Origin of the sequence: Arthrobacter sp. ISL-95, from assembly GCF_018613695.1 — a bacterium.
Classification (GTDB): domain Bacteria; phylum Actinomycetota; class Actinomycetes; order Actinomycetales; family Micrococcaceae; genus Arthrobacter.
On record NZ_JAGGPR010000014.1, the window covers coordinates 1 to 24,767 of the forward strand.

Consider the following 24,767-nt stretch of genomic DNA (forward strand, 5'->3'; position numbering starts at 1 on the left):
TCGTCGCCAACCGCTCCTCCACCTCGTCAGGCAGGATCAGCTCGGGGTGATACCCCTCCAAGCCCAGCAGCGTAGCGGTCATGGTCCCGTGCCCACGACCCGTCGCAGCCAACGAACCATACAAATCAACCCGCAGCGACGCCACCGAACGCAGGACACCAGCGTCCTTGAGCTCACCAGCAAACACCGCAGCAGCACGCATCGGCCCCACAGTATGAGAGCTCGACGGCCCAATACCCACGGAAAACAGATCGAAAACACCAACAGCCATGGTCGGGATTCCTTACAAAGCTTGAAAACGGTCCGGCAGATGGTCCTGCCGGAGGGCCACCCCCGCTTTTGGCAGCAGGCGACCGAAACACGACGCCGGATGGCCCCCAAAGGCGGCAACCCGGCGTCGCAATTTTATTCAGTTATTACAATCCACGCTACGCCACTGTGACGCGGGCTGGCCCGCTGGGTCGCCCTCCTCCGCGGGCTCGGTCGGTGGCCCGGAGGGCGTTCCCCGATTCGTAGGTTCCGTGCCAATCATGCCGTGCGCACGGCACATGTCGCAGCGAACCCCCGAATCGGACCGGCATTACCTCAGCGGCGTCCGGCAGCGACCGTCCAAGGGAGGTTCGCGTCCGCCCAGAGGGCGCCTAAGTGACCGAGGTCGCAGAGGACGTCGTCCCCATCGGGCCTCCGCTTCAAGGCGCCGGAGTTAGGAGAGGTCTCCGCCATTCTTGGAGGCGTATTCCTCGGCCGAGAGCAGCGGGCCCTCGGACTCAGCGGCGACCTTGAACAACCAGCCTGCCCCGTAAGGATCGTTGTTGATCAGGGCGGGGTCGGAAACAACGGCATCGTTGGTCTCCGTGACCTCGCCGGTGACGGGCGAGTACAGGTCCGAGACGGACTTGGTGGACTCCACCTCACCGCAGGTCTCGCCTGCAGTCACAGTCGAACCAACCTCGGGCAGGTCAACGTACACAATGTCACCCAGTGCGTCGGTGGCTACCTCGGAGATACCAACGGACACGGAGTTTCCGTCTCCGCGGGAAACCCACTCGTGCTCGTCGGAGTACTGAAGTTCGGGCGCTACTTTGGGCATTCTGTTTCCTTTACGTGTAGTGGCTACATCTAATTGTGTCGCGGGTGGGCTGTGAGCGTGGCTGATTCGGGGGTGTGGGGCACCGAAATCCTCCGGAAGCGGGCGTCCAAGGGAGCATCGCGTCCGCTCAGCGGGCGCCTAAGCGACCGAGCCCGCGGAGGAGGTCAGACCCGCCGGGCCAAAGGCGACTGGCTCAGCGAACCCGCTTGTAGAACGGCAGTGCGACGACTTCGAACGGCTCAGCTTTCCCTCGCAGGTCGATGTCCAACGCGGTACCAAGCTCTGAATGTTCGACGTCGACATACGCCAACGCTACCGGGTAGCCGAGCGTGGGGCTGGGCTGACCGGACGTGACTTCGCCAATCACTGCGCCGTCCTTGAGGACAGGGTAGTGCCCGCGTCCCGCACGGCGGCCCAGGCCCTTGAGGCCAACGAGTTTGCGTCCGCTGGTGGAGCCGGCGCCGTCGGCTTTGAGGGCAGCAAGTGCCTCTTTTCCCACGAAGTCGCCTTCCTTGGAGAGTGCCACCACGGGTCCGAGCCCTGCAGCGAAGGGGTTACCTTCGCGGGAGAGTTCGTTACCGTAGAGGGGCATACCGGCTTCGAGGCGCAGTGAGTCGCGTGAGGCCAGGCCGGCGGGGGTGAGTTCACCTTCTTCGGCAGCGTCCACGATGGTCTGCCACAAAGCGGAGGCGGCGTGGTTGGCTACGAAGATCTCGAAGCCGTCTTCGCCGGTGTACCCGGTGCGGGCCAGCAGCAGGTCCTGAGTGCCGCCGTCGAAAGTGAACGGAACGTCAACCGCCGCGTAGTACTTGAGTTCAGTGACCAGTGCGTGCTGTTCGGCGGGCACCAGCCGGAGGAGGAACGCTTCGGCAAGCGGCCCTTGAACAGCGATCAGCGACGTCTCAGCGGAAGCGTCTTCAACCACGACGTCGAAACCGGCGGCGCGCTCCAGCAACGCCGCAGCAACAACCGCAGCGTTGCCGGCGTTGGGAACCACCAGGAACCTATCGGTGCCTTCGTCGGTGGACGGGCGACGGTACGTGATGAGGTCATCGATGATGCCGCCGTCTTCCTGGCAGATCAGCGAGTACTTGGCCTTGCCGATAGCCATGGCGGAGATTTTGCCCACCAGGGCGTAGTCCAGGAACGCGGCGGCCTCGGGACCGGTGACCCAGACTTCGCCCATGTGGGAGAGGTCGAACAAGCCGGCGGACTTGCGGACGGCGTGGTGCTCAGCCAACTCCGAGGAGTACTTGAGCGGCATCTGCCAGCCGCCGAAGTCGGTGAAGGACGCGCCGAGTTTCTTGTGCTCTTCGTAGAGAGCGGTGTAGTTCTCCGTCATGACCAGTCCTTAGTTCTCGAAGTCTTCGATCGGCGGGCAGGAGCAGACCAGGTTGCGGTCTCCGGCTGCGCCGTCAATGCGGCCTACGGGCGGGAAGTACTTGTCCTGCTTGAGGTGGTGGACCGGGAAGGCGGCCTGCTCGCGCGGGTAGGCGCGATCCCAATCGGACGAAACGACGGCGGCAGCCGTGTGCGGCGCGCGGCGAAGCGGGGAATCCTGCACGGCGAAGTCTCCATGCGCCACCTGCTCGATCTCGGCACGAATGGTGATCATGGCCTCGATGAAGCGGTCGATCTCCACCAGGTCCTCGGATTCGGTGGGCTCCACCATCAGGGTTCCGGCAACCGGGAAGGCCAAAGTGGGGGCGTGGAAGCCGAAGTCGATCAGGCGCTTGGCCACATCTTCAGCGGTGACGCCGGTCTTGGCCGTCAATTCGCGGAGGTCCAGGATGCACTCGTGGGCCACGAGTCCACCTTCGCCGGTGTAGAGGACCGGGAAGTGATCATTGAGGCGGGATGCGATGTAGTTCGCGGCCAGCAGTGCGGACTTGGTGGCTTCGGTGAGGCCCTGCCCACCCATGAGCTTCACGTAGGCCCAGGAAATCGGCAGGACGCCGGCGGAGCCAAAACGGGACGCGGAAATCGGGACGTCATTGCCTTCGGTCCAGGAAGCGGCGTCGCCGGGCATGAACGGTGCGAGGTGTGCCTTCGCGGCAACAGGACCAACGCCGGGTCCACCGCCTCCGTGCGGGATGCAGAAGGTCTTGTGCAGGTTCAGGTGGGACACGTCCCCGCCGAACTTGCCCGGCTGCGCAAGGCCAACCAGGGCGTTGAGGTTGGCGCCGTCGATGTACACCTGTCCGCCGGCCTCGTGGATGGCTTCGCAGACTTCGCGGACGTCGGCGTCGTACACACCATGCGTTGACGGGTAGGTGATCATGATGGCCGAGAGGGCATCCCGGTGGGCTTCGATCTTGTTCTTCAGGTCAACGTGGTCGATGGTGCCATCAGGCGCAGTGGCCACAACCACTACCTTCATGCCGGCCAGCACTGCCGAGGCCGCGTTGGTGCCGTGGGCGGAAGCGGGGATGAGGCAGACGTTGCGCTGCTCGTCGCCGCGGGAGAGGTGGTAGCCGCGGATGGCCAGCAAGCCGGCGAGTTCACCCTGGGAACCGGCGTTCGGCTGGATGGAGACTTGGTCGTAGCCGGTGATCTCGGTCAGCTGGGCTTCGAGGTCGGTGATGAGTTCACGCCAGCCCTCGGTCTGGGAATCCGGAGCGAACGGGTGGATGGAGGCGAACTCCGGCCAGGAAATTGCTTCCATCTCGGCCGTAGCGTTCAGCTTCATAGTGCAGGAACCCAGCGGGATCATCGTGCGGTCCAGCGCGAGGTCCCGGTCCGAGAGCTTGCGGATGTAGCGCAGGAGCTGCGTTTCGGAGCGATGCGTATTGAACACGGGGTGCTGCATGAAATCACTGGCGCGCTCAACGGAAGCCTCGAGCGCGAAGCCTTCAGCGGCTTCAACGACCGAAGCGCCGAAGACCGCCGCGACATCGGCGACAACCGCCGTCGTCGTGGTTTCATCAACGGAGATACCGACAGTATCTGCGTCGACACCACGCAGGTTGATGCCCTTGGCTTCGGCAGCGGCGACGATCTCAGCAGCTTTGCCTGGGACGCGGACGGTGATGGTGTCAAAGAAGGAACCGTGAAGGACCTCGACGCCGGCAGCCTTCAGTGACGCTGCCAGGGTGCGGGCGTGGCCGTGGGCTGTTTCGGCGATGGCCTTCAAGCCCTCAGGGCCGTGGTAGACGGCGTACATCGAGGCCACAATGGCCAGCAATGCCTGCGCGGTACAAATGTTGGACGTGGCCTTCTCGCGGCGGATGTGCTGCTCGCGGGTCTGCAGCGCCAAGCGGTAGGCGGGAACACCGGCGTCGTCCTTGGAAACTCCCACCAGACGGCCGGGCATGGAACGCTCCAAGCCCTTCTGGACGGCCATGTACGCGGCGTGCGGGCCGCCGAAGAACAGCGGAACGCCCAAGCGCTGCGCGGAACCAACGGCAATGTCCGCACCCTGCTCGCCCGGAGGGGTGATGAGGGTGAGGGAGAGGAGGTCGGCAGCGACGGTGACCAGTGCGCCGCGTTCCTTGGCTTCGGCAATCACGGCAGAGTGATCGAATACCCGGCCGGACACGCCGGGCTGCTGGAGGACGACGCCGTTAATGGCGCCTTCCGGGAGACCCAAGGAGAGATCAGCGACCTCAACCTCGAAACCAAGCGCCTCGGCGCGGCCCTTAACGATGGCGATGGTCTGCGGGAGGCAGTCGGCGTCGAGGACCGTCTTGCCGTCCTGGACAGCCTTGTTCTTGTTGGCGCGGCGCATCATCAGCACGGCTTCGGCAACGGCGGTTGCTTCATCCAGCAGGGACGCGTTGGCGATCGGCAGGCCAACCAGGTCCTGGACCATGGTTTGGAAGTTCAGGAGTGCTTCAAGGCGACCTTGGGAAATTTCCGGCTGGTAAGGGGTGTACGCGGTGTACCAGGCCGGGGACTCAAGGATGTTGCGGCGGATCACCGGCGGCGTCACGGTGTCGTAGTAGCCCTGGCCGATCATCTGGACAGCGGTCTTGTTCTTGGACGCAAGCTTGCGCAGCTCAGCCAAAACTTCAACTTCGCTGAGCGCGTTCTGCAGGGTGAGGGCAACATCCTGTCGGATGTCGTTCGGGACGGCGGTGTCGACCAGCGAATCGACGGTGTCGTAGCCGACGGACTTGAGCATGGTCTCAATATCGGCCTGGCGGCGGGCGCCGATATGCCGATCGACGAAGGTGGTGGAGGCAGAACTAACCGTCACGAAGGAACTCCATTACTTGGGCGGCGTTTGGGTACGCCACAGCGGCTGGGTTCCTCCCCGCTCTGTATTGGACCTGAGAGTTTCCGCGCCGTTGCGTGAACAACCATCGCTTGCACCGTCGGTGAGCACAGTACTCAAACACCCTGAGGTGGGCTGAGTGCCTGCTACTTTCCAGAGTTGCCTCGCCGCGGCGGTGCGTGGGCCTGAGAGATTCCTGGGGAGGGTTTGCTCCTACGGCGCCTGCATCACTTGCTTGCAGGACTCTCCCGCCGCAGATCAAAGGCATGTTCAGTTGTATGTGGGCACTATGTTGGGCACGCCACAAGAGTTAATTGTCCTACGCGCCGGCCTCAGCAGCAAATGGATGAATCACTACTTCCGCAGCCGCTCGAGGACTCCCAGCAGGATTTCGACGTCGGCCTCCCGCCCGGCGTTGCCGCCTTCCTGGCCGCCCTCAAAGATCGCGTTGAAGTAGAGGCCATCGCCCATGTAGCTGACGGCCTTGGCAACCTCCGGCCCGACGTCCTCGGCCAGGACGTCCAGCCACCGCTGTTGGATTGCGGCAAACCGGCGGCGGGTTTCCTCGTGGGCCACCTCAGCCAGCCTGGTGGCGGCGACGAAGGCCCGGTCCATGGGCGTATCCGCCCAGAGCGATGAGCGGATGAAGTAGGCCGCGGAACCATCCGGCGCAGCCTTCATCACTTCGGTATCTTCATCTGCGAGCAGGTCCAGGCGCTCCAAAAGGGCCGTGATCAGCGCTTCCTTGTTGGGGAAGTGATATAGCAGCCCGCCTTTGGACACTCCTGCCCGCTTGGCAACGGCGTCGAGTGTGGCAGCCCTCTCCCCTACTTCAATGAGGAGGGCTTCAAAGGCGTCCAGGACGGCGTCCCGGGCAATTGGTTTTCGTGGCATGTGTCCATCATTCCCTAAAGGCTCATGGGGGTTGTAGTTGAAACTGTACCGTCTGGACGGTACAGTAGAGGAATGTTCTCGCCGTCCTCAACCCCAGCACCCCGTTCCGCCTACCCCATCAAGGGCCAGGCAGCACCGTGGCGCGACTGGACGGCTCTGGCACTCCTGATGTTTCCGGTGCTGCTGGTGGCCGTCGATAACACCGCGCTCACCTTTGCCCTGCCTGAAATCGCCCGCTCACTGGACGTGGGCGGCGTTCAATTGCTTTGGATTGTTGACGCATATCCGCTGGTGCTCGCCGCGCTGCTCGTCTCCATGGGCAACCTGGGAGACAGGATCGGACGACGGCGGCTGCTGCTGATCGGCAGCACAGGCTTCGCAGCGGTTTCGGCTGCTACAGCTTTCGCGCCGTCCGCTGAATGGCTGATCGCCGGCCGCGCCGGACTTGGTGTGTTCGGCGCCATGCTGATGCCCTCGACCCTGTCCCTGATCCGGAACATCTTCACCGATCCCAACCGGCGCCGCCTTGCGATCGCCGTATGGGCTGCCGGGTTCTCCGGCGGCGCCGCCCTGGGCCCCATCTTCGGCGGCTGGCTGGTGGAGCACTTCTGGTGGGGCGCCGTGTTCCTGGTTGCAGCTTTCCTGCTTTTGCCGTTGCTCGCCTTTGGCCGTGTTCTGATTCCTGAGTCCAGGGATGCCAATCCCGGCCGGGTAGACGTGCCCAGCATTCTCTTGTCCGTAGTCACCATGGCACCATTCGTTTACGGCATCAAGGAATTCGCGGTCCATGGTTTCGGGGCGTCCGCGGCTGCGTTCATGGGCTTCGGTTTGGTGATGGGCATTCTGTTCGTGCGTCGTCAGCAGCGGATCGAAAACCCCATGCTGGATGTTGCTTTGTTCAAGAACAAGGTCTTCAGCACGGCAATTGTGGCGAACGTCCTATCCCTGTTCTCCATGACGGGCTTCATTTACTTCTTCGCCCAGCACCTGCAACTTGTTGAGGGCCAGTCCCCCATGGAGGCCGGGATCGCGATGATTCCCGCCCTCCTGGCAACGGTCATCGCTGGCCTGCTGGTGGTACCGCTGGTCAAGCGCGTGCGGCCCGGGTTCGTTGTGGCTGCCGGCCTGACGCTCAGCGCCGTGGGTTATTTGATCGTGGTGGTAGGCGATCACGGCAGCGGACCGGTGTTCCTGTTGTCGGCCTTGACCGTACTGGCTGTTGGTGTGGGTGCCGCGGAGACCATTTCCAATGACCTCATTCTGGCCTCCGTTCCCGCCGACAAGTCCGGCGCTGCTTCGGCCATCTCCGAGACCGGCTACGAACTGGGATCACTCTTGGGAACCGCAGTGCTTGGCTCCATCCTCACTGCTTCCTACCAGCACAACCTCATCATCCCGGACGGTGTATCCACGCAAGCCGCAGGCAAGTCCAGCGAAACGCTCGCCGGCGCTGTTGATGCGGCCACTGCCCTTCCGGCCCCATTGTCGGAGGCCCTGACAGCCGCCGCCCGGACAGCTTTCGAATCCGGCGTCCACATCACTGCGGCGATTGGGCTGGTACTGATGGCTGGCGCGGCGGTGCTCGCCGCCGTCGTTCTCAGGCGTGTGCCGAAGGCGCAGTAATGCCGTTGTGAGGCCCGCTCTGCGTGGTTCCGTAGGGATTTGCCACGCATACCGGGCCTCACAAGGCTTCGGTCGGCGCTGCTTTTTCGTCGACGTCGGCGGTCAGTTGGTCGATTCTGTCGAGGGCGTCACTAAGCCGGCCAACGGTGTTCCATAGCTGCGGGTGTTGTTCCCTGACTTCCTCGAGCGCGGCCCCCGCGGAGGTCAGGGATGCGAGGTCGAAGCTCACGTTGGTTCGGGCTCCGGCGATGGCTGCCCGGAGGGCTCCGAAGCCCACCACGACGTCGGCGATCAGCGCAGGATTGCCGTTGGAAGCGAGCCAGCCGAGGTCTTCAATGGCATCAAGGGCCCGCTCTCCGAGGACCGCTGATGCTTTGGCCGCATCGACGGAAGCTCTATGAATGGCTTCCTCGCGTTCAGGTCCGGGGTCCAGGCGGAAGGCAGCGCCGAAGGCGTTGGAGGCGGAGGCGTCGTCGTCGGCTAGTTGAAGGGCGGTTTGCCGTAGTTCACGGGCACGGGAGTGAATGCCGGCGAGTTCCTCTTGCTGAGACTTCTCCGCCTCGGTGTATCCGGCCACCATGGACGTCAGGGAGGCCGCGATGGAAAGCATCACCCCGGTCCCGGCGCCGCCTCCCGGGGACCCTTTGGATTCTGCAAGCGCTCCGGTCCACTCCTCAACGGTGGATAGCTGTGTGGTTATTGATTCAGAATCGTTCATGCATCCAGTCTGCCGGGGCTTCCCAACCTTTGCAGCTTTGGGCTGGATACACTGGCCAGACCTAGGCGTCGAATGAAAAGGGCAGACTCATGACCATTGACCTCGAAGAGCTTTACAAGGACCTGCATGCCCATCCCGAGTTGTCGTTCCAGGAAACCCGAACCGCGGGGATCGCCGCGGGATATCTCGAAGACCTTGGCTTCACCGTTCATCGCAACATCGGAAAGACCGGGGTTGTTGGTGTTCTGGACAACGGGCCGGGACCCGTGGTGATGCTCAGGGCGGACATGGATGCGTTGCCGGTCAAGGAAGCCACGGATTTGGACTACGCAAGCTCGGCGATGGGTGTTGATCATGAGGGTAAGGACATGCCGGTCATGCACGCTTGCGGCCATGACGTGCATGTGAGTTGCCTTGTTGGCGCGGTGGAGGTCCTGGCCGCGCAGCGTGATGAGTGGCAAGGCACGCTGATCGCCCTCTTCCAGCCTGCCGAGGAGTGGGGCGGCGGGGCAGAAACCATGGTTGCCGACGGACTGTATGACGTGGTGCCGAAACCTGACATCGTCCTAGGCCAACATGTGGCACCCTTCCCTGCCGGATGGTTCGGCATGCGTCCCGGCGTCACCATGGCGTCCGCCGATTCCCTCAACATCACTTTGCACGGACGAGGTGGTCACGGATCGCGTCCGGAGACCACAGTTGACCCGGTTCTGATGGCTGCTGCAACCACTGTGCGGTTACAGGGCATTGTCTCCCGTGAGCTCGCCGCCAGTGACTCCGCGGTGGTGACTGTTGGGCGAATTCACTCAGGAACCAAGAACAACATCATTCCCGAAACAGCGACTTTGGGCCTCAGCGTCCGCACTTTCAGCGAGGCCACCAGGGATAAAATCCTCGGCTCCATTGAGCGGATTGCCCAGGGAGAATCCACAGCTTCAGGTGCGCCCAAGGACCCCGAGATTCAGTTTGAAGAGCATTTCCCGCTGACCGTCAACGACCAAGCTGCAACCAGCAGGGTGTCCGCTGCCTTCACAGCAAAGTTCGGCGAAACACAGATCATCGACCCCGGCCCCGTGTCCGGAAGCGAAGACGTAGGAGCCTTGGCGAAGGCCGCCGGCGCTCCCCTGGTTTTCTGGTTCCTGGGTGGTGCCGAGCCGGCCTTGTTCAAGGAATTCGCCACTACGGGTCGCCATCCCGAGGACATTCCGTCAAATCACTCGCCGTACTTTGCTCCCGTCATTCAGCCGACGCTGGCACGGGGAACGGAAGCGCTGGTGACGGCCGCGCGGGAGTTCCTGGCCACCAAGTCCTAGGGCGCTGGTATTTTTCCAGCCAGCCGCAAGGGAAAGGCGCTGCGAGCGCAGCGCCTTTCCTTCGTGTTGATCCTGTCCAGCTTCTTCGATCCGGTCCGGGACCTAGACTTTCTCGCGGATGCGGTCGATCCTCGGTTCGGTAACCTCGGATTCCCTGCGACGGCGGGCCAGGAAAGTCCACAGCGTTCCTTCCGTCCGGGGACGGCTCTCTGCTGCTTGCTGGTCCTTGGGTGTCTCTGACGTGCGTGCTTCAGGCTTGCGCGCGGAGTCCTTCTTCGTGCGCCTCTCGAAGTCGTCGTAGTACGCGTAGCACATACAAACCTCCTTCAACGGCTGTCCTTTAATCGTCCTCGGACAATGTCCTCACGTCGATGGTTTTGTGCGTTGTGATCAGTGGGATAGAGCTGACTGGCGTGTTTCCTCTACAGCAGTTCGGGTCTCTTCCATCATCAGGTCGGCATTGATTGCAGCGCCTGCCATGACGCCCGCGGCTGCTGAGGCCATCACCTGGCCGTTCAGGTCCGTGACGTTTCCGGCGGCCCATACTCCGGGCACAGACGTTGCCCCTCCGAGGGGGTTCACTTCTACGTGTGTTCCGATGCCCATTGGGTGCTCCGCCATGGGGACGCCCATGGATTCCAGGACGTCGGACCTCGCCTCCAGCCGCGGGCCGGTGACTACAGCGTCCGCCGGAATGATGGTTCCTGACGCCAGGACGACACCAGTCAAAGTGTCGTCAGTTATTTGGAGCGCCTGAACTTTGCCGTCCACCACGGTGATGGAGCGGGCAGCCAATTGTTCCCACTGTTCTTCTGTCGGTTCCAGAACGTCATTGAGGAACAGGGTGATGTTGGGGCTCCACTGGCGGAACAGCAACGCCTGGTGCATCGCCATTGGCACTGACCCCAGGATCCCGATCGCTTGGTTTCGGACCTCCCAGCCGTGGCAGTAGGGGCAGTGCAGGACGTCGCGTCCCCATCGTTCCCGGATGCCCTCGACGTCGGGCAAGATGTCCACCAGCCCGGTGGTGACAAGTAGTCGGCGCGCTTTGACAGTTTGACCATCGGCCAGATCCACCTCGAAGGCGAGCTCTGAATCGTCCGTTGGCTCCGCCGTCGAGCGTGCCCCAACTGCGGTGCCGGACATTATGTCCGCCCCGTACTGGAGCGCCTCCGCTCGTCCGAGTTTCAGCAGTTCCTGGGGATTGACTCCGTCCCGCGACAGGAACCCGTGCACCCCGGCTGCGGGCGCGTTCCGCGGCTCACCGGCGTCGATGACGAGGACGGACCGCAAGGCCCTGCCCAAGGTGACCGCAGCACTTAACCCAGCTGCGCCACCTCCCATCACAACAACGTCATATTCGTCCGCCACGCGGTTGTTCTCAATTTCCGTACCCACGAATGCCTCCACTTATCCAGCGGCCCTGCGCCGCTTCTTCCATGGTTGGTCAAGACAGCCAGTATCAGCAAGGAAGTTTGCCGATATGGCAAACTGATGGCATGATGACCGATTTCAGCTCAATGCTCGACGCCGTCGGCCCTCGCCTGCGTGCCATGCGGACCCAACGCAACGTGACCCTTGCTGAAGCGTCGGAAGTTACAGGCATTTCCGTCAGCACGCTCTCACGGCTGGAATCGGGTCAACGCAAGCCGACTCTGGAGCTTCTTCTGCCTATAGCGCGGCTGTATCAGGTCCCACTGGAAGAACTCATCGACGCCCCGGAAACCGGCGATCCCCGCATTCACCTCAAACCGCACGTCCACGAATGGGGAACGGCCGTCCCTCTGACTCGGCGCCCCGGCGGTATCCAGGCCTTCAAAATGGTTCTCAAGGGCGGCACAGGCAAGGAGACTCCCACGCCTCAATCACATGAGGGCTACGACTGGGTGTATGTTCTCAACGGCAAACTCAGGTTAGTCCTGGGCGAGAACGACTTTGTCCTGAAACCCGGCGAGGTTGCAGAGTTTGATACCCGCACACCTCACTGGTTTGCCAGCGCCACCAAGGAGCCGGTGGAACTCCTAACCCTCTTCGGCCAGCAGGGCGAACGGCTTCACGTGCGGGCGCGGCCCAAACGTTGAAGCTACGAAGCCAACCATTCACGTGCGCTCCGGCGCGGGCCGGACTCAACCCCACGCTCCTGCTGATTAATCTCCGCCCACACCTCGTCGAGGGAGAGTCCCAGGACATCCGCGATCGCAGCAACAGTGGGAAACGCAGGCGTCGCCACCCGGCCTGATTCGATCTTTCGAAGCGTTTCGGGCGAGACGCGGGCGTCCAGAGCCGTCTCCAGCATGGAGCGCTCACCCCGGGCGCGACGCAAAAGAGCACCGAGGCGCTGTCCACGCTCGGCCTCTGCGGGTGTAAGCGGCAACCTGACCATGGCTCCAATTGTAATACCGGGATAATATGGCCGGGATAGTTATTGGTATTCACACGAAAGGCCCCGCATGATTGAGATCCTGAGCCAACCAGAACTAGGCCGCGCTAAGGAGGCCGGCGCCCTGGTGGCCAATATTCTGCACACGCTGAAGAGCCGCGCAACCGTGGGCACCAATCTCCTGGACATTGATCAGTGGGCAAAGAGCATGATCCTCGAAGCCGGGGGCGTCTCATGCTACGTGGACTACGCTCCTTCCTTTGGTCGCGGACCGTTCGGCCACTACATCTGTACCGGCGTGAACGATGCTGTCCTGCACGGTTTGCCCACGGACTACCAACTGGCCGACGGCGACCTTCTCACGCTGGATCTGGCCGTTTTGAAGGACGGAATCGCAGCAGACTCTGCCATCAGCTTCATCGTGGGTGAGACCAAGCCGGCTGAGAGTGTCGCAATGATCGAAGCAACCGAACGCGCTCTGCGCGCAGGCATAGAGGCCGCCCGGCCCGGCGCCCGCATCGGCGACCTCGCATATGCCATCGGCTCGGTCCTCAGCGAGGCCGGATACCCCGTCAACACCGAGTTCGGAGGCCACGGCATTGGCTCCACGATGCACCAGGAGCCGCACGTACCGAACATGGGCCGTCCGGGCCGAGGGTACAAGCTGCGCCCTGGACTGCTGCTGGCTCTGGAACCGTGGGTGATGGCCGACACCGCCCAGCTTGTCACCGACGCCGACGGCTGGACACTCCGCAGCGCGACCGGTTGCCGCACTGCCCACAGTGAGCACACCATCGCCATCACCAACGACGGAGCCGAGATCCTGACCCTGCCGACGCTCTGAGCCGGATGCTGGGTGGTTGATCGCGGGGTCGATGTTGGCTGGGCAGGTTTCCGCTCAGACAGGAAGCCACATACCGCCCGCATCCTAAACTCCGGCCAGCGAAGGGTCGGGCAGTTCGACTGGCACCGGTCCCGGCGAATCGGAGGGCAGCGCTGAGTCCCGAACGTATCCTGGCAGCGTCGGCGCTTGAGAACGATACACGCGTCCTGTAGGCGTGCGGATTTCCAGTGGGTGCCCTGGCCCGTGGAGGGATTTGGTGGTCCAACCGGGGTTTTCTTTGGTGTGGTTGCAGGCTTCACAAAGTCCGGCGCCGTTCGCGATGTTTGTTTTCCCTCCGGCACGCCACGGAATGACGTGGTCAATGTGCCGGATAGGCGCGTCGCAATAGGGGGTGCGGCAGGTGTGATCACGGGTTTCGATGAAGCGCCTAAGCCTTGCCGGGAAGAACCGGGCCTTGGAATCACTGGTCAGGAGTTCTCCGGTGGCCGGTGCTGTGTAGAGCCGACGGAGCCAGACATCGAACTCCTGGTCCTGTGCCGCCTGTTTTGGATCCTGTGCTGCCTGGTCCTGATCCTGTGCTGCCTGGTCCTGATCCTGTGCTGCCTGTTTTGGATCCTGCGCTGCTTGTTTTGGATCCATCGTGGCTTGCGGTGTGGCGGCTAACCGTCCCATGCTGGTCGGCGGCCTTAAGCTCCCGGCTTGCCCCAAGCCGAGAAGTTCCCTTCCCCATTCCGCCGGGACGATTCCGTAACCCTGAAGCCGGGCTGGTTCGCTGTCCCCTTGGAACAGGGTCCGGTCCGTCATGACCAGGTCCAGGTTAATTCCTGAGAACCCGCCCGGAGTTCCGGTGACACATTCGACCAAGGTGTCAGCCATAACCTGACCACGGCCCCTGATAACCCCGCCAGTCTCTGCTTCCCCGGTGGAACGGGCCGAATCAGCCGCCCGGCTCAACGCGGCATACACCGCCACACCCTGGGCGACCGGCAACAGCGCGGTCAGGTACGTCATGGTATCCGGCGCCGGACGCAGCTCACCGTCCGCTCCGCGGCGGCACGGCTGGCCCGCCCAGCCACCGACCGCGGAACACGACGGTACGCGGCAGCTTTCGCCGCCGCAACGATCGCCTTATCGCCCTTCCCCTCAAAGGTCCCGGTATCGGGGGCAAGTTCCTCATCCACTGCACACCGGTCCTCAACAGAAAGACACGCGGTCTCCTTCACCAACAACGTAGCCCGCCACTCATTCAACTGCCCGGACTGCAGAGCCGCCAACGTCCGTGGCATCTCCATCACCAGGGCCTTCGCCAAACCCAACAACCTAGACCCGCGGTTCGGGGATTCCCGACGCGCCAACGCCACCTGAGCACCCACCCCCTGACCACGCTCCGCCGCAGGAACACCAGCCTCAGCCTGCTCGGCACGCTGAGCAAGATCAAAAGCCACAACCACCCGCGCCTGCAAAGCCGAGATAGCCGACTTCAGGTCTTCCAGGCCACGGATTTGATCAATCAACTCACCACTTTCCGTGCCCAAACGGACAGCGCTCAACAGCGAGATGAGCTCCGGAACCCGCGGGCTGTACGGGGCGCCACCGATTCCCGGAGCAGGAAGAAGCGCTTCCACATCCATCGCTTGCCCCTCCCGCATCTGCTCCATACCGCTTACTCTTCCAGCGAGCACGAAGCACCATAAGACCGGAACCGTCCTATGTGGAAAACCCTCCAACACCAATTCAGCACATCGCCAAGACGCCGGTTACTCCCGCCCTTGCCCCCGGGGGTCACCCTGGTCCGGGTCGAATCCTCGTAAGGGTCGAATTTTGTACGGTTCGAACGACTACGGGAGCAACGCAAGCGCGTCACAAAAACGCGCCTTGCGCTTGAGGGTGACTCCCGTCATACTAAATGAACACTATTCATTTAGTGACAGTCGTCTCACGGAGTAAACCCCCCCATGATTGAAATCAGACACTCGGAAGCTTTCGCTTCCCTGACCATCGGCCCGGCAACCCGCCGGCGACCGGCCGAAGCGGTGGACCCCAACGCCCCGCTCGGCGCAGTAAAAACGCAGCAAACCCAGGTGGTTATCGCGTGAGCGCGTGGCGCATGCCATCGGAAACGGCTCCTCAGGACCGCGTCTGGATGGCCTTCCCCACCGGCGGCTACACCTTGGGTGACACAGAAGAAGACGCCCACGCAGCACGTTCGGCCTGGGCGGCAGTTGCCAATGCCATCCTTGAATTTGAACCCGTCACCATGGTGGTAACACCCGACGACGTCGAAACGGCCTCGCGCTATCTGAATCCACGCGTTGAGGTAATTACCGCTGAGCTCAACGATGCCTGGATGCGGGACATCGGTCCGTCGTTCGTCCTGGATTCCAACCGGCAACTGGGCGCTGTGGACTGGATCTTCAACGGCTGGGGCGGCCAGGACTGGGCAGCCTGGGATAAGGATTCGCTCATTGCCGAGGACATCAGCGGCCGCACCAACGCCCGGCACATCCCGTCAGGGATCGTCAACGAGGGCGGTGGCATTCAGGTTGACGGTGAAGGCACCGTCCTGGTCACCGAGACTGTCCAGCTCGATCAGGGTCGAAATCCAGGCCTGACGAAAGCCGACATCGAGCTGGAACTGGCCCGTACCATCGGCGCCACCCACGTGGTGTGGCTTCCTCGAGGCCTCACGCGTGACTCGGAAAAGTTCGGCACTCGCGGACACGTGGACATCGTGGCCGCAATCCCAAGCCCGGGCACGCTGTTGGTCCATTCCCAACAGAACCCGGAACATCCGGACTACAGGGTCTCCCGGGAGATCATCGACTTCCTGCGCACCACCCATGACGCAGCGGGCCGGGACTGGAACATCATCGAAGTTCCCGCTCCGGAGACTCTTACCGACGATGAGGGATATGTGGACTACAGCTACATCAATCACCTTGTGGTCAACGGCGGGGTTATCGCCTGCAGCTTCAACGAACCCATGGACGAGAAAGCACTCCGCATTCTCGCCGACGCCTACCCCGGACGCCGCGTGATCGGTGTTGACGCGCGCGAACTCTTCGCCCGGGGCGGCGGCATCCACTGCATTACGCAGCAGCAGCCTTCGGCCATCTAGAAAGGGCCTCATATGAGCCAGACAATCCGCCGCAGCGGCAATGAAGCTGCAGAGTCGCACGAGATCAGCGGCAAGGGACTGAAGACGGGGCAGTTGGGGCTCCTCGCCGTCGTCGTTCTTGGCATTTCAACCATCGCCCCGGCGTACACGCTCACCAGCGCGCTCGGGCCAACAGTCAACGAAGCCGGGCTGCAACTGCCCGTCATTTTCCTGATCGGGTTCATTCCGATGATCCTGGTCTCGCTTGCCTACCGGGAGCTCAACGCAGACTCCCCGGACAGCGGCACCACCTTCACATGGGTCACCAAAGCGTTCGGCCCGTGGGTTGGTTGGATGGGTGGCTGGGGCTTGCTTGCCGCCAACATCATCGTTCTGTCCAACCTGGCCGGAGTGGCCGTGGACTTCTTCTACCTGTTCCTTGCACAGGCCACGGGTTCTCCGGAACTCGCTGACCTCGCTTCGAACAAGCTTCTCAACGTTGCCACGTGCTTCGTCTTCGTGGCCCTCGCCGTTTGGGTGAGCTACCGCGGCCTTCACACCACCAAGATCGTCCAGTACGGTCTGGTAGGTTTCCAGTTGCTGGTCCTTGGCCTGTTCGTTGCCATGGCGTTCGCCAACTGGTCCACCTCCGAGACTGCTGTGCCGTTCAGCTGGGACTGGTTCGACGTCACCAAGATCGAAACCTTCGGCCAGATCGCAGCTGGTATCTCGTTGTCGATCTTCGTCTACTGGGGCTGGGATGTCTGCCTGACCGTCAACGAGGAAACTGCCAACGGCAAGAAAACCGCCGGCCTGGCAGGCACGCTGACAGCGGTGATTGTGCTGGGCATCTACCTCCTGGTCACCATTGCCACCATGATGTTCGCAGGCGTCGGCGATACCGGGATCGGCCTGAACAACGAGGAAAACCACGCCAACGTCTTCACTGCACTCGCATCACCGGTGATGGGTCCGTTCGCCATCCTCATGTCCCTGGCCGTGCTCTCCAGCTCTGCGGCATCCCTGCAGTCCACGTTCACCTCGCCGTCACGCAGCCTGCTGGCCATGGCGCACTACGGCGCCCTGCCGGAGCGCTTCAGCCACATGAGCAAGAAGTTTTCGACGCCGGGCTTCGCCACCGTTGCGGCCGGCGTCCTGTCCGCGGGCTTCTACGCGGTAATGCACGTAATCAGCGAGAACGTCCTGAACGACACCATCCTTGCCTTGGGCCTGATGATCTGCTTCTACTACGGGCTCACGGCCATCGCCTGCGTCTGGTACTTCCGTAACAGCGTGTTCTCCAGCGCCCGGAACTTCTTCCTGCGGCTCGTTTGCCCGCTGTTGGGTGGGGTTGGACTGTTTGTGGTGTTCCTGCAGACCGCAGTAGACAGCTGGGCTCCTGAGTTTGGCAGTGGCTCCCAGATCTTCGGGGTGGGGCTCGTGTTCGTCCTGGGCATCGGCATCCTGGCCTTGGGTGCCGTGGTCATGCTGATCATGTCCCGGGTCCGGCCCGGGTTCTTCCGCGGCGAGACCATCCGGAAGGATACGCCTGCGCTGGTAGTGCCGGAGTAGAGAGCCGGAACAAAGCTGCGAAACGCGGGAAAGCTGCCAGTTCGCCGGAATCATCCGGGCGAACTGGCAGCTTTCGTAGCTTCTGGGCGCTCCAGCAAGAAGCCTTTACCAGCGGTGTGCCACATCCACCACCAGGCGCGAACCGCCGTCGGGCCCGTCCAAGGTGAACACCCGGAACGGAAGGCGGGCACGAACGCCCAGCCCGATGCTCGTGGTGCCTTCAAAACTGCCCGCGTAAACCACCTGCCGGAACGTCTGGTAGCCGGAGACGTTGGACAGTTCCGCCTTGGCTGCCGGCTCATACGTTGGCTGGCTGTACTGGTTGTAGGACGGTGCAGTGACCATCACTTGCAGGTCAGCATCCCCCAGAACCGGGATGGGATAGCCGGTAGCATCCTGGGTGACCACCGGAACATACTGAACCGCGTAGCCGGCCACCTTGCCGGTCATGTCAATGACCAGGCGGTCGTAGCAGGGCTGTTGGCCCGTGCGAACGTTGGTGACGTTGGCGGAACTCATGTCGGGGTCGGCCTTGGCCATGGAACCCCACGAAATACCGCAATATGTAGCTGCCGAGGCTGGTCCCGGCGCCACCAGACCGAGCCCGGCAGCTGCCATGACCGCTGCCAAACCCGCTCCAAGTTTCCTCATTTTTTGTGCCCCCTTCAGGCGAAGTTGATACTTCAACAGTAGGAGTGCATCGGGGCGTTTGGGCGGGTTGTATCCGCTTCGGGGCGCAACCGTTAAGTGGCCGCTGCTGCGATTACAAGAGGGTTATCGAAGGGCAGTTTTTTGGGTGATGAGCGGCCGCGCAGAGGGTCCTCGCGCCCATGTTCGTAACCCAAGATAACGAGACCTTGGCGTTACTTAGCCTTCGCAGTCCTTGCAGAACTTAAGACCGTTCTTTTCCAGTGCAATCTGGGACCTGTGACGGACCAGGAAGCAGGAGCCGCACGTGAATTCGTCAGACTGCTCCGGAACAACAACGACGGTCAGTTCTTCACCGGAAAGATCTGCGCCGGGCAGGTCAATGCCTTCGGCGGTATCGTTTTCCTCGACGTCGATAACCGCGGTCTGCGCAGTGTTTACACGGGAAGCCTGGAGGCCCTCAAGCGACTCGGCGGGAGACTCTTCTTCTGTCTTGCGCGGGGCATCATAATCAGTAGCCATTGAGGTTCGCTTTCGTTGCTGCATAGTGCCTATTCCGGCACCTCAGTGAAGCAGTTTAGGGCATATCGGCGGTGATAAACGAATAGTGTGCCCAACGCGACATTCTGCAGCATTCCCGGCTGGTTCTACGGATCTGTTTGCACCCTCAGGGCGTGCGCTTGGATGGCCTGCGCACTGGCAACCGTGACGCCGCTGAGGGCCGGGAGCCACCACAGATCACTCATGGCTCCGTGCCCGCCTGCCCCGTCTTCCTCCGCTGCCGGACCAGTGCAATCCAGAACGTAGGCCGCCTCGATCCAGGCTGCAATGGTGGTGCCTGCTGAGGCGGCAAAGGAGGCCAGTGATCCGATCATGCGGTAACGGTATCCAGCTTGCGTTTGGAGGCCGTTTCGGATGGATCACGAGCTTGTTAACTCCTCAGTCCTGCAAAGCCTTCTCCACGATGTACTCCGCTATGGCCATGGACGAAGTAGCCCCAGGAGAAGGTGCGTTGCGCACCAAGACCGTGTCCCGGCGTCGTGCGATGACAAAGTCATCCACCAGCGAACCATCACCGTTCATGGCCTGCGCGCGGACGCCCCTGGTGCCGGGAAGAATGGTGGCGCCTTCCAACGAGGGCACGAAGCGCATGGCCTCGCGGATGAACTTTTTCTTGCTCACTACGGTCTGGAATTCTCGAACGGCTGACGGCACATTTTGCCGGGCGAAATTCCAGAATCCAGGAAAAAGCGTGTAATTCAGGACGTCGCGCACATCCACCTCATTCCACGCGTAGGACTCGCGACCAAAGGAGATGAACGCGTTCGGGCCCAGCATCATTTCGCCGTCGATGCGTTTGGTGAGGTGGACGCCGAGGAAGGGGTGCTTCGGGTCCGGGACGGGGTAGATGAGACCACTCACTTGATCTCGGGCTTCCTTGCCCAGCAGGAAATACTGTCCGAAGAAGGGCACGATTTTTGGGGTAGCCGGTTCACCGGTCGCTGCGGCCACACGGTCCGATTGAAGTCCCGCGCAGGCCACCACGAGGTCGTAATGTTCGCCGCTGTCCTGTGTACTAACCACCACGCCGTTGTCCTGCTGCTCAAGGGCAATAACCTCCTGCCCCAGCCGGATGGTCCCTCCGGAGCTGCGGACGTCGTCGGCGAGCGCGTTGGTGATGGCCGTGTAGTCAACGATCGCCGTTTCCGGCGAGTGCAAGGCGGAAAGCCCGACGGCGTTCGGCTCCACCTCGCGTATCTGCTCGCCCAGCAGCATCCGTGCGCCGGGAACGCCGTTGGCTGTGGCGCGGGCGAAAATCTTGTCCAGGCGAGCCGATTCCTCGGGTGTTTGGGCGATCACCAGCTTGCCGCAGGCTTCGTAGGGCAGGTTCTTCATGGCGCAGAATTCCTGCAGCAGCTCTACTCCCCTGCGGCACAGCTTTGCCTTCAGCCCGCCGGGTTCGTAGTACAGGCCGGCGTGAACCACACCCGAGTTGTGCCCGGTCTGGTGGGCTGCGAGCCGGTCTTCCTTTTCATAGACGGTGACCTGGACGTCGTCGAGTCTGTTGACAAGTTCCCGCGCCACCGCAATGCCGATGATCCCGCCGCCAACTACGGCACACCGCTTGATGGTCCTCATGTGTGGAGGGTGGGGCATGGCACTCCTCGTCGTTGGGGTGAGTCAGTCGTGGGTGGGTCAGTCGTTGGCGTGGGTCCGAGTCAGTCACAGCATTTCACGGGCACCCCTTGAGCGGCACTAAGGAACCCGAAAAGGGCACGAAAAAGGGCGGCACGCGAGGTGCCGCCCTTTTCATTGGCAGGTATTACTTGCCGGGGTGGTGACTATGCAGTCGGCTGATCGAAACGCTGGCCGGCCGGGTTGGACGGCAGGAGCGTCATGATGAACACGGCCAACTGGCCAGCGAAGGGAACCAGAAGAAGCAGGGCAAACAAGCCGCTGAAGTTGCCGTCATGCAGGCGACGGATGATCAAAGCGATGGACGGGATGATCGTGGCAAGGCCCCAAAGACCCCAAACGATGGAGCCAATGACAAACGTGGCACCGTAGACCGGGTCGCCATCGACGCCAACGGACAAACCGGACATCGTAAAGATCTGCAGCACGACGGAAACAAGCGCTGCCACCAAGGTCCACCACCAGTATTCGCTACGGCTCGCGCGGCCGCTGAACGCGGTGTACTTCTTGAAGAAACGCTTCACGGCAGCGCCGATCGGAGCGCCGTAGTACGGTGCCCACAGCGGCGGCTCGCCGGCCTGAACGCCGTACTGCTCGGTTTGTTGCGGTTGTTGCGGGTAAGTGCTCATTGTTATATCCCCCGGGTTAGGTGTGAGTCGTGATGTAGCTTCATGCTCAGTGTGAGTCGTGCTCATCGTAATGCCCCAACAGCGAATTATGCAGTTCGATGGAGGAAATTAACCCGGATTTAGCTTGGTAACGCAATATTTCGTCCGCGGGGGCTTTCATGAGCCGGCAATTCCCACGAGCTAGCTCACAGTGAACACGTCGATTTCCACCGAACCGGGCCGGCGGCGCCCTGTTCCCACCATGATGGTGTGGTTGAGCCGAGCCCACTGAACTGAAGCAGTGGAAAAGCGAGGGCTGCACCGGAAATAGATCAGCGCGGGATCTACTGCATCTCCCTTATTCAACTTGGCGATATCTTCCACAGCACCGAAACGCAGAGCCGCGTTGTGAACATAAACCATTGCTCCGTCATCGAGTACCACGGCATACCGGGCATCCAGTTCCGTCAGCTCGGCACTCCGGAGAATCTGGTAGTCAGCACCGGCCGGCAACACGCGCCCGTGGAAGTGTTGGCCCGGAAACGGTCCCACCGGTGATGGGCACGATCCGCCGGTGCCCCTCCGGAGTAATACCGGCGTCAATTGGCTCACCTACGTCCGCGCTCAGAGTGGCGAGGAACGTCAACGCTGGCGGCTGCGGAATACGCGTCACTGTGCGTAGTGCTTTCGGAGGTCCATCTTCCGGATCTTTCCACTGGCGGTTCGTGGCATTTCCTCAACAAACACCACGGATTTGGGAATTTTGTACCGCGCCAACCGGCCTTCCAGATGCGAGCGCAGTTGGTCCTCGGTCAAAGATTCTCCTTCACGCAAAGTGACGATCGCCCGGGGCACTTCTCCCCATTTCGAGTCATCAATTCCGATCACTGCCACGCTCCCCACTGCCGGTAGCTCTGCGATGGCAGCTTCTACCTCGGCCGGGTAGATGTTCTCGCCGCCGGAAATGATCATGTCCTTGATGCGGTCCGAAACGAACAGGAACCCGTCCGCGTCTTGATAGCCCATATCGCCGGAACGGAACCAGGACGAGTCCGAGTAGCTTTCTGCGGTGGCTTCCGGCCGGTTCCAGTACTCCTTGATCACGTTGGGTCCGGAGATTTGGATCTCTCCCACCTCTCCGAGCGCAGCAACGCCGCCTAACGGATCGGCAATCCTCACGTCTGTGAAGAAGTGCGGCAGCCCCGCAGAGCCGGCCTTTTCCTTGGACCGCGATACTGGGAGCATGGTTGCCCCGGGCGCGGTTTCGGTCATGCCATAGCAGCTGGTGAAACCGATGCCGCGCTGCTCATACGCGTCCAACACCCTCTGCGGAACCGCGGAACCGCCGCAGGTGAGCTTGTCCAGGGAGCTGAGATCCGCCGTCGACCATCCGGGATGGTCACAGAGCATCTGGAAGGTGGTGGGGACGCCGTTGAGCGTGGTGACTTTGTGCTGCCCCACCAGCTCCAGTACCCGGCCGGCGTCGAACTTGGCTTCAAGCACCACAGTGGCGCCTTTGAGCAGCATGGGAAGCAGACCCATATCCAGGGATGCCACGTGGAACAGCGGCGAGATCATCAGCGCTACATCGTTGCGGTTCAGGTCCATGTCCACCACCGTGTTGATGCAGTTCCAGGTGATGTTGCCGTGCGTCAGCAGTGCACCCTTGGGCTTGCCGGTGGTGCCGGACGTGTAGAGGATCATGGCGCCGTCGTCCAGCGTCACGGTTTCATCCTGCGCTGCCGCGGTTGCAGCGTCGAGAACCTCGCCATAGTGCTCGACGCCGGATGGCAGCTTAGGAGCGGAACTGTCAGTAACGTCGTCGGGCGCCACTACAAGACGGTGGGTTACCTCGGTGTCCATGCAGGATCCGGCGGCGACGGTCTCCAACGATGCCGCGCTGATGAAGAGCCGTGCTCCTGAGTCCTGCAGTTGATACCGCAACTCCGGGGCCGTCAGACGGGTGTTCAGCGGGACGAAGATCGCGCCCAGCAGCCCACAGGCGAAGAACGTCTCCACAAAGGACGCGTGATTTTCGCCGAGGTAAGCCACCCTGTCCCCCTTGTTCACTCCCCTATCCTTGAGCGCATTGGCCAAGTGGTCGGTCCGGTCTGCGAGTTCTGCGTAGCTGACAGTGTGCTCACCGGAAATGACTGCCGTTTTGGTACCGGACTTGATCCGGCGCCGGTGCAGCCAGGATCCAACTCCGTTGTTGTCCATGGTGCAGTGCTCCTAACTGACCGTAGAGAGGTCGTTGTTCTTAGACTCCCGCGTCAGCAGGATGAAGACAATCGATACCAGCGACATGACGGACAGGAACACCACCACCGGGACGATGCTCTGGCCGGCGTCCTTATAAAGGCCCGCCACAATGCCGGGCGTGAAGCCAGCGCCGATCAGGGTTGCCAACTGGTAGCCAACGGCAGCGCCGGTGTAGCGGTTTGTGGTGCCGAACTGCTCGGACACGAATGCGGCCAGTGGACCATAAAGGGACGAATGCAGAACCAGCGCCACTGTGAAGGCCATGAAAACCAAAGCGATGTTGCCGGAACTGAGCATCCCGAACATTGGGAACAGGTACAGGATGAACAAAGCCAGGCCGGTGACCATGACCGGACGGCGGCCGAAGCGATCGGAGAGCCTACCGCCCAAGAGGACAAACAGGATGGAGATGGCCGAGGCGCCTGCGAAGGCATAGAGCACGCCCTGCTGTGGTGCGCCCTTGGACACTGCAAAGGTGACGGCGAACGTGGGCAGCACTACCTGGAGGCCGAAGCCGGCAGCACCGGCAAACATGATCATGATGAGGGTTTTGGGACGCTTCAGCACTTCAAGCAACGGCATCTTGCGTTTGGTGCCCTTTTCCTTGGCAACGGCCTCGGCGAAGATGGGGCTCTCGGAAACCCGCAACCTCACGAACATGCCCACGATCAAAAGCACGAAGGACAACAGGAACGGCACGCGCCAACCCCACGCCAGGAACGCGTCCTGAGGAAGGGCGGAGAAAATGCCCATCACTACGGTGCCGAGCACTGCGCCCGTCGGGGCGCCGGCATTGACGAACGACGCCGCAAACCCGCGCCGCTTGGGGTCCGAATGCTCCAAAGCCATGAGTGCGGCCCCGCCCCATTCACCGCCCACTGCGATTCCCTGGCAGACACGCAAGACCACCAGGATCACGGCACCCCAAGGACCAATGACGTTGGCTCCCGGGATCAAACCAATCAACGTCGAAGCGACACCCATCATCGCCATGGACACGATCAGCATGCCCTTGCGGCCGATGCGGTCACCGAAATGTCCGAAGATGATGCCACCCAATGGGCGGGCAACGTACCCGGCAGCGAACGTGGCGTAGGCAGCCACCACGCCCACCCATTCGTCAGTACCGGCGAAGAACACCTTGGGGAAGGCAACCGCTGCGGCCGTTGCGTACAACAGGAAATCGTAGAACTCGATGGTGCTGCCCAGATAGCTGGACAAGATGACCGTGCGCGCCTCTTTGCGCTTGGCGGCCGTACTCGACGATGCGAGCGCAGTGTGTCCTGACATGGCTGTTCCTTGGGAG

25 protein-coding genes, 1 pseudogene and 1 riboswitch are annotated in these 24,767 nt (G+C 62.1%); of the genes and pseudogenes, 7 read left to right on the forward strand and 19 right to left on the reverse strand.

Annotated elements, in window-relative coordinates; genetic code table 11:
- From J7I86_RS17365 to J7I86_RS17385, 5 genes are all read right to left on the reverse strand, one after another.
- A partial coding sequence (locus J7I86_RS17365) for a serine dehydratase beta chain (RefSeq protein WP_286179965.1) occupies positions 1–271 on the reverse strand: 271 nt, incomplete at its 3' end.
- A 432-nt stretch (positions 272–703) separates the two neighbouring features.
- Positions 704–1,090: a glycine cleavage system protein GcvH gene (gene gcvH, locus J7I86_RS17370; RefSeq protein ID WP_214821798.1), complete on the reverse strand. Its 387-nt coding sequence runs from the start codon at positions 1,088–1,090 to the stop codon at positions 704–706.
- A 193-nt stretch (positions 1,091–1,283) separates the two neighbouring features.
- Positions 1,284–2,432, reverse strand: a complete 1,149-nt coding sequence (gene gcvT / locus J7I86_RS17375; protein ID WP_214821800.1) for a glycine cleavage system aminomethyltransferase GcvT — start codon at positions 2,430–2,432, stop codon at positions 1,284–1,286.
- 9 nt (positions 2,433–2,441) lie between these two features.
- On the reverse strand, positions 2,442–5,288 hold the full coding sequence (gene gcvP, locus J7I86_RS17380) for an aminomethyl-transferring glycine dehydrogenase (RefSeq protein WP_214821801.1): 2,847 nt from the start codon (positions 5,286–5,288) through the stop codon (positions 2,442–2,444).
- Positions 5,289–5,469: 181 nt separating this feature from the next.
- Positions 5,470–5,567: riboswitch (glycine riboswitch) on the reverse strand.
- Positions 5,568–5,660: 93 nt separating this feature from the next.
- A complete protein-coding gene (locus J7I86_RS17385; protein WP_214821803.1) occupies positions 5,661–6,200 on the reverse strand; it encodes a TetR/AcrR family transcriptional regulator in 540 nt (179 codons plus the stop codon).
- A gap of 72 nt (positions 6,201–6,272) precedes the next feature.
- Between J7I86_RS17385 and J7I86_RS17390 the strand changes: the two genes are divergently transcribed.
- Positions 6,273–7,823: an MFS transporter gene (locus J7I86_RS17390; protein WP_214821805.1), complete on the forward strand. Its 1,551-nt coding sequence runs from the start codon at positions 6,273–6,275 to the stop codon at positions 7,821–7,823.
- 58 nt (positions 7,824–7,881) lie between these two features.
- Here the strand turns inward: J7I86_RS17390 and J7I86_RS17395 are convergent, their stop codons facing one another.
- A complete protein-coding gene (locus J7I86_RS17395) occupies positions 7,882–8,541 on the reverse strand; it encodes a cyclodeaminase/cyclohydrolase family protein (protein ID WP_214821807.1) in 660 nt (219 codons plus the stop codon).
- 89 nt (positions 8,542–8,630) lie between these two features.
- Here J7I86_RS17395 and J7I86_RS17400 point away from each other — a divergent pair, with 89 nt between their 5' ends.
- A complete protein-coding gene (locus J7I86_RS17400) occupies positions 8,631–9,854 on the forward strand; it encodes an amidohydrolase (protein WP_214821810.1) in 1,224 nt (407 codons plus the stop codon).
- Between the two features lie 102 nt (positions 9,855–9,956).
- On the opposite strand, the gene J7I86_RS17405 is transcribed toward J7I86_RS17400, so the two are convergent.
- Entirely contained in the window at positions 9,957–10,169 is a 213-nt protein-coding gene (locus J7I86_RS17405; protein ID WP_214821812.1) for a hypothetical protein, read from the reverse strand.
- Positions 10,170–10,244: 75 nt separating this feature from the next.
- On the reverse strand, positions 10,245–11,252 hold the full coding sequence (locus tag J7I86_RS17410) for an NAD(P)/FAD-dependent oxidoreductase (RefSeq protein ID WP_309476754.1): 1,008 nt from the start codon (positions 11,250–11,252) through the stop codon (positions 10,245–10,247).
- 101 nt (positions 11,253–11,353) lie between these two features.
- Between J7I86_RS17410 and J7I86_RS17415 the strand changes: the two genes are divergently transcribed.
- A complete protein-coding gene (locus J7I86_RS17415) occupies positions 11,354–11,935 on the forward strand; it encodes a helix-turn-helix domain-containing protein (protein ID WP_214821814.1) in 582 nt (193 codons plus the stop codon).
- Between the two features lie 2 nt (positions 11,936–11,937).
- On the opposite strand, the gene J7I86_RS17420 is transcribed toward J7I86_RS17415, so the two are convergent.
- Positions 11,938–12,237, reverse strand: coding sequence for a helix-turn-helix domain-containing protein (locus J7I86_RS17420; RefSeq protein ID WP_214821816.1), 300 nt, complete (start codon positions 12,235–12,237; stop codon positions 11,938–11,940).
- A 67-nt stretch (positions 12,238–12,304) separates the two neighbouring features.
- Between J7I86_RS17420 and map the strand changes: the two genes are divergently transcribed.
- Positions 12,305–13,078 carry a type I methionyl aminopeptidase gene (gene map, locus J7I86_RS17425; RefSeq protein ID WP_214821818.1) on the forward strand — a complete coding sequence of 258 codons (774 nt, stop codon included), beginning with the start codon at positions 12,305–12,307 and terminating at the stop codon, positions 13,076–13,078.
- An 84-nt stretch (positions 13,079–13,162) separates the two neighbouring features.
- Here the strand turns inward: map and J7I86_RS17430 are convergent.
- Positions 13,163–14,736, reverse strand: a pseudogene (locus J7I86_RS17430) (HNH endonuclease).
- Between the two features lie 297 nt (positions 14,737–15,033).
- Between J7I86_RS17430 and J7I86_RS17435 the strand changes: the two are divergent.
- From J7I86_RS17435 to J7I86_RS17445, 3 genes are read left to right on the forward strand one after another with little or no spacing between them, the layout of a single operon-like run.
- Positions 15,034–15,174: a hypothetical protein gene (locus J7I86_RS17435; protein ID WP_214821820.1), complete on the forward strand. Its 141-nt coding sequence runs from the start codon at positions 15,034–15,036 to the stop codon at positions 15,172–15,174.
- The gene (locus J7I86_RS17440; protein ID WP_214821822.1) at positions 15,171–16,196 is read left to right on the forward strand and encodes an agmatine/peptidylarginine deiminase; all 1,026 of its coding nucleotides are present in this window, start codon (positions 15,171–15,173) and stop codon (positions 16,194–16,196) included. Before J7I86_RS17435 ends, J7I86_RS17440 begins: the two co-directional genes overlap by 4 nt.
- A 12-nt stretch (positions 16,197–16,208) precedes the next feature.
- Positions 16,209–17,747, forward strand: coding sequence for an APC family permease (locus J7I86_RS17445; protein WP_214821824.1), 1,539 nt, complete (start codon positions 16,209–16,211; stop codon positions 17,745–17,747).
- A gap of 105 nt (positions 17,748–17,852) precedes the next feature.
- Here J7I86_RS17445 and J7I86_RS17450 read toward each other — a convergent pair whose 3' ends face one another.
- From J7I86_RS17450 to J7I86_RS17485, 9 genes are all read right to left on the reverse strand, one after another.
- Positions 17,853–18,398 carry a hypothetical protein gene (locus J7I86_RS17450; protein ID WP_214821826.1) on the reverse strand — a complete coding sequence of 182 codons (546 nt, stop codon included), beginning with the start codon at positions 18,396–18,398 and terminating at the stop codon, positions 17,853–17,855.
- 216 nt (positions 18,399–18,614) lie between these two features.
- The gene (locus J7I86_RS17455) at positions 18,615–18,917 is read right to left on the reverse strand and encodes a DUF4193 domain-containing protein (RefSeq protein ID WP_214821828.1); all 303 of its coding nucleotides are present in this window, start codon (positions 18,915–18,917) and stop codon (positions 18,615–18,617) included.
- A 125-nt stretch (positions 18,918–19,042) separates the two neighbouring features.
- A complete protein-coding gene (locus J7I86_RS17460; protein ID WP_214821830.1) occupies positions 19,043–19,270 on the reverse strand; it encodes a hypothetical protein in 228 nt (75 codons plus the stop codon).
- Between the two features lie 64 nt (positions 19,271–19,334).
- Positions 19,335–20,552, reverse strand: coding sequence for an L-2-hydroxyglutarate oxidase (gene lhgO / locus J7I86_RS17465; protein WP_214821832.1), 1,218 nt, complete (start codon positions 20,550–20,552; stop codon positions 19,335–19,337).
- Positions 20,553–20,737: 185 nt separating this feature from the next.
- Complete coding sequence (locus J7I86_RS17470) at positions 20,738–21,220, reverse strand: DUF805 domain-containing protein (RefSeq protein ID WP_214821835.1); 483 nt, start codon at positions 21,218–21,220, stop codon at positions 20,738–20,740.
- A gap of 180 nt (positions 21,221–21,400) precedes the next feature.
- Entirely contained in the window at positions 21,401–21,751 is a 351-nt protein-coding gene (locus J7I86_RS17475; RefSeq protein ID WP_309476755.1) for a DUF3237 family protein, read from the reverse strand.
- A complete protein-coding gene (locus tag J7I86_RS22935) occupies positions 21,696–21,872 on the reverse strand; it encodes a DUF3237 family protein (RefSeq protein WP_309476756.1) in 177 nt (58 codons plus the stop codon). The genes J7I86_RS17475 and J7I86_RS22935 overlap by 56 nt, the downstream gene beginning before the upstream one ends.
- Entirely contained in the window at positions 21,869–23,419 is a 1,551-nt protein-coding gene (gene menE, locus J7I86_RS17480) for an o-succinylbenzoate--CoA ligase (RefSeq protein ID WP_214821838.1), read from the reverse strand. Before menE ends, J7I86_RS22935 begins: the two co-directional genes overlap by 4 nt.
- Positions 23,420–23,431: 12 nt before the next feature.
- Positions 23,432–24,751, reverse strand: a complete 1,320-nt coding sequence (locus J7I86_RS17485; protein WP_214821840.1) for an MFS transporter — start codon at positions 24,749–24,751, stop codon at positions 23,432–23,434.
- Between the last annotated feature and the right edge of the window lie 16 nt (positions 24,752–24,767).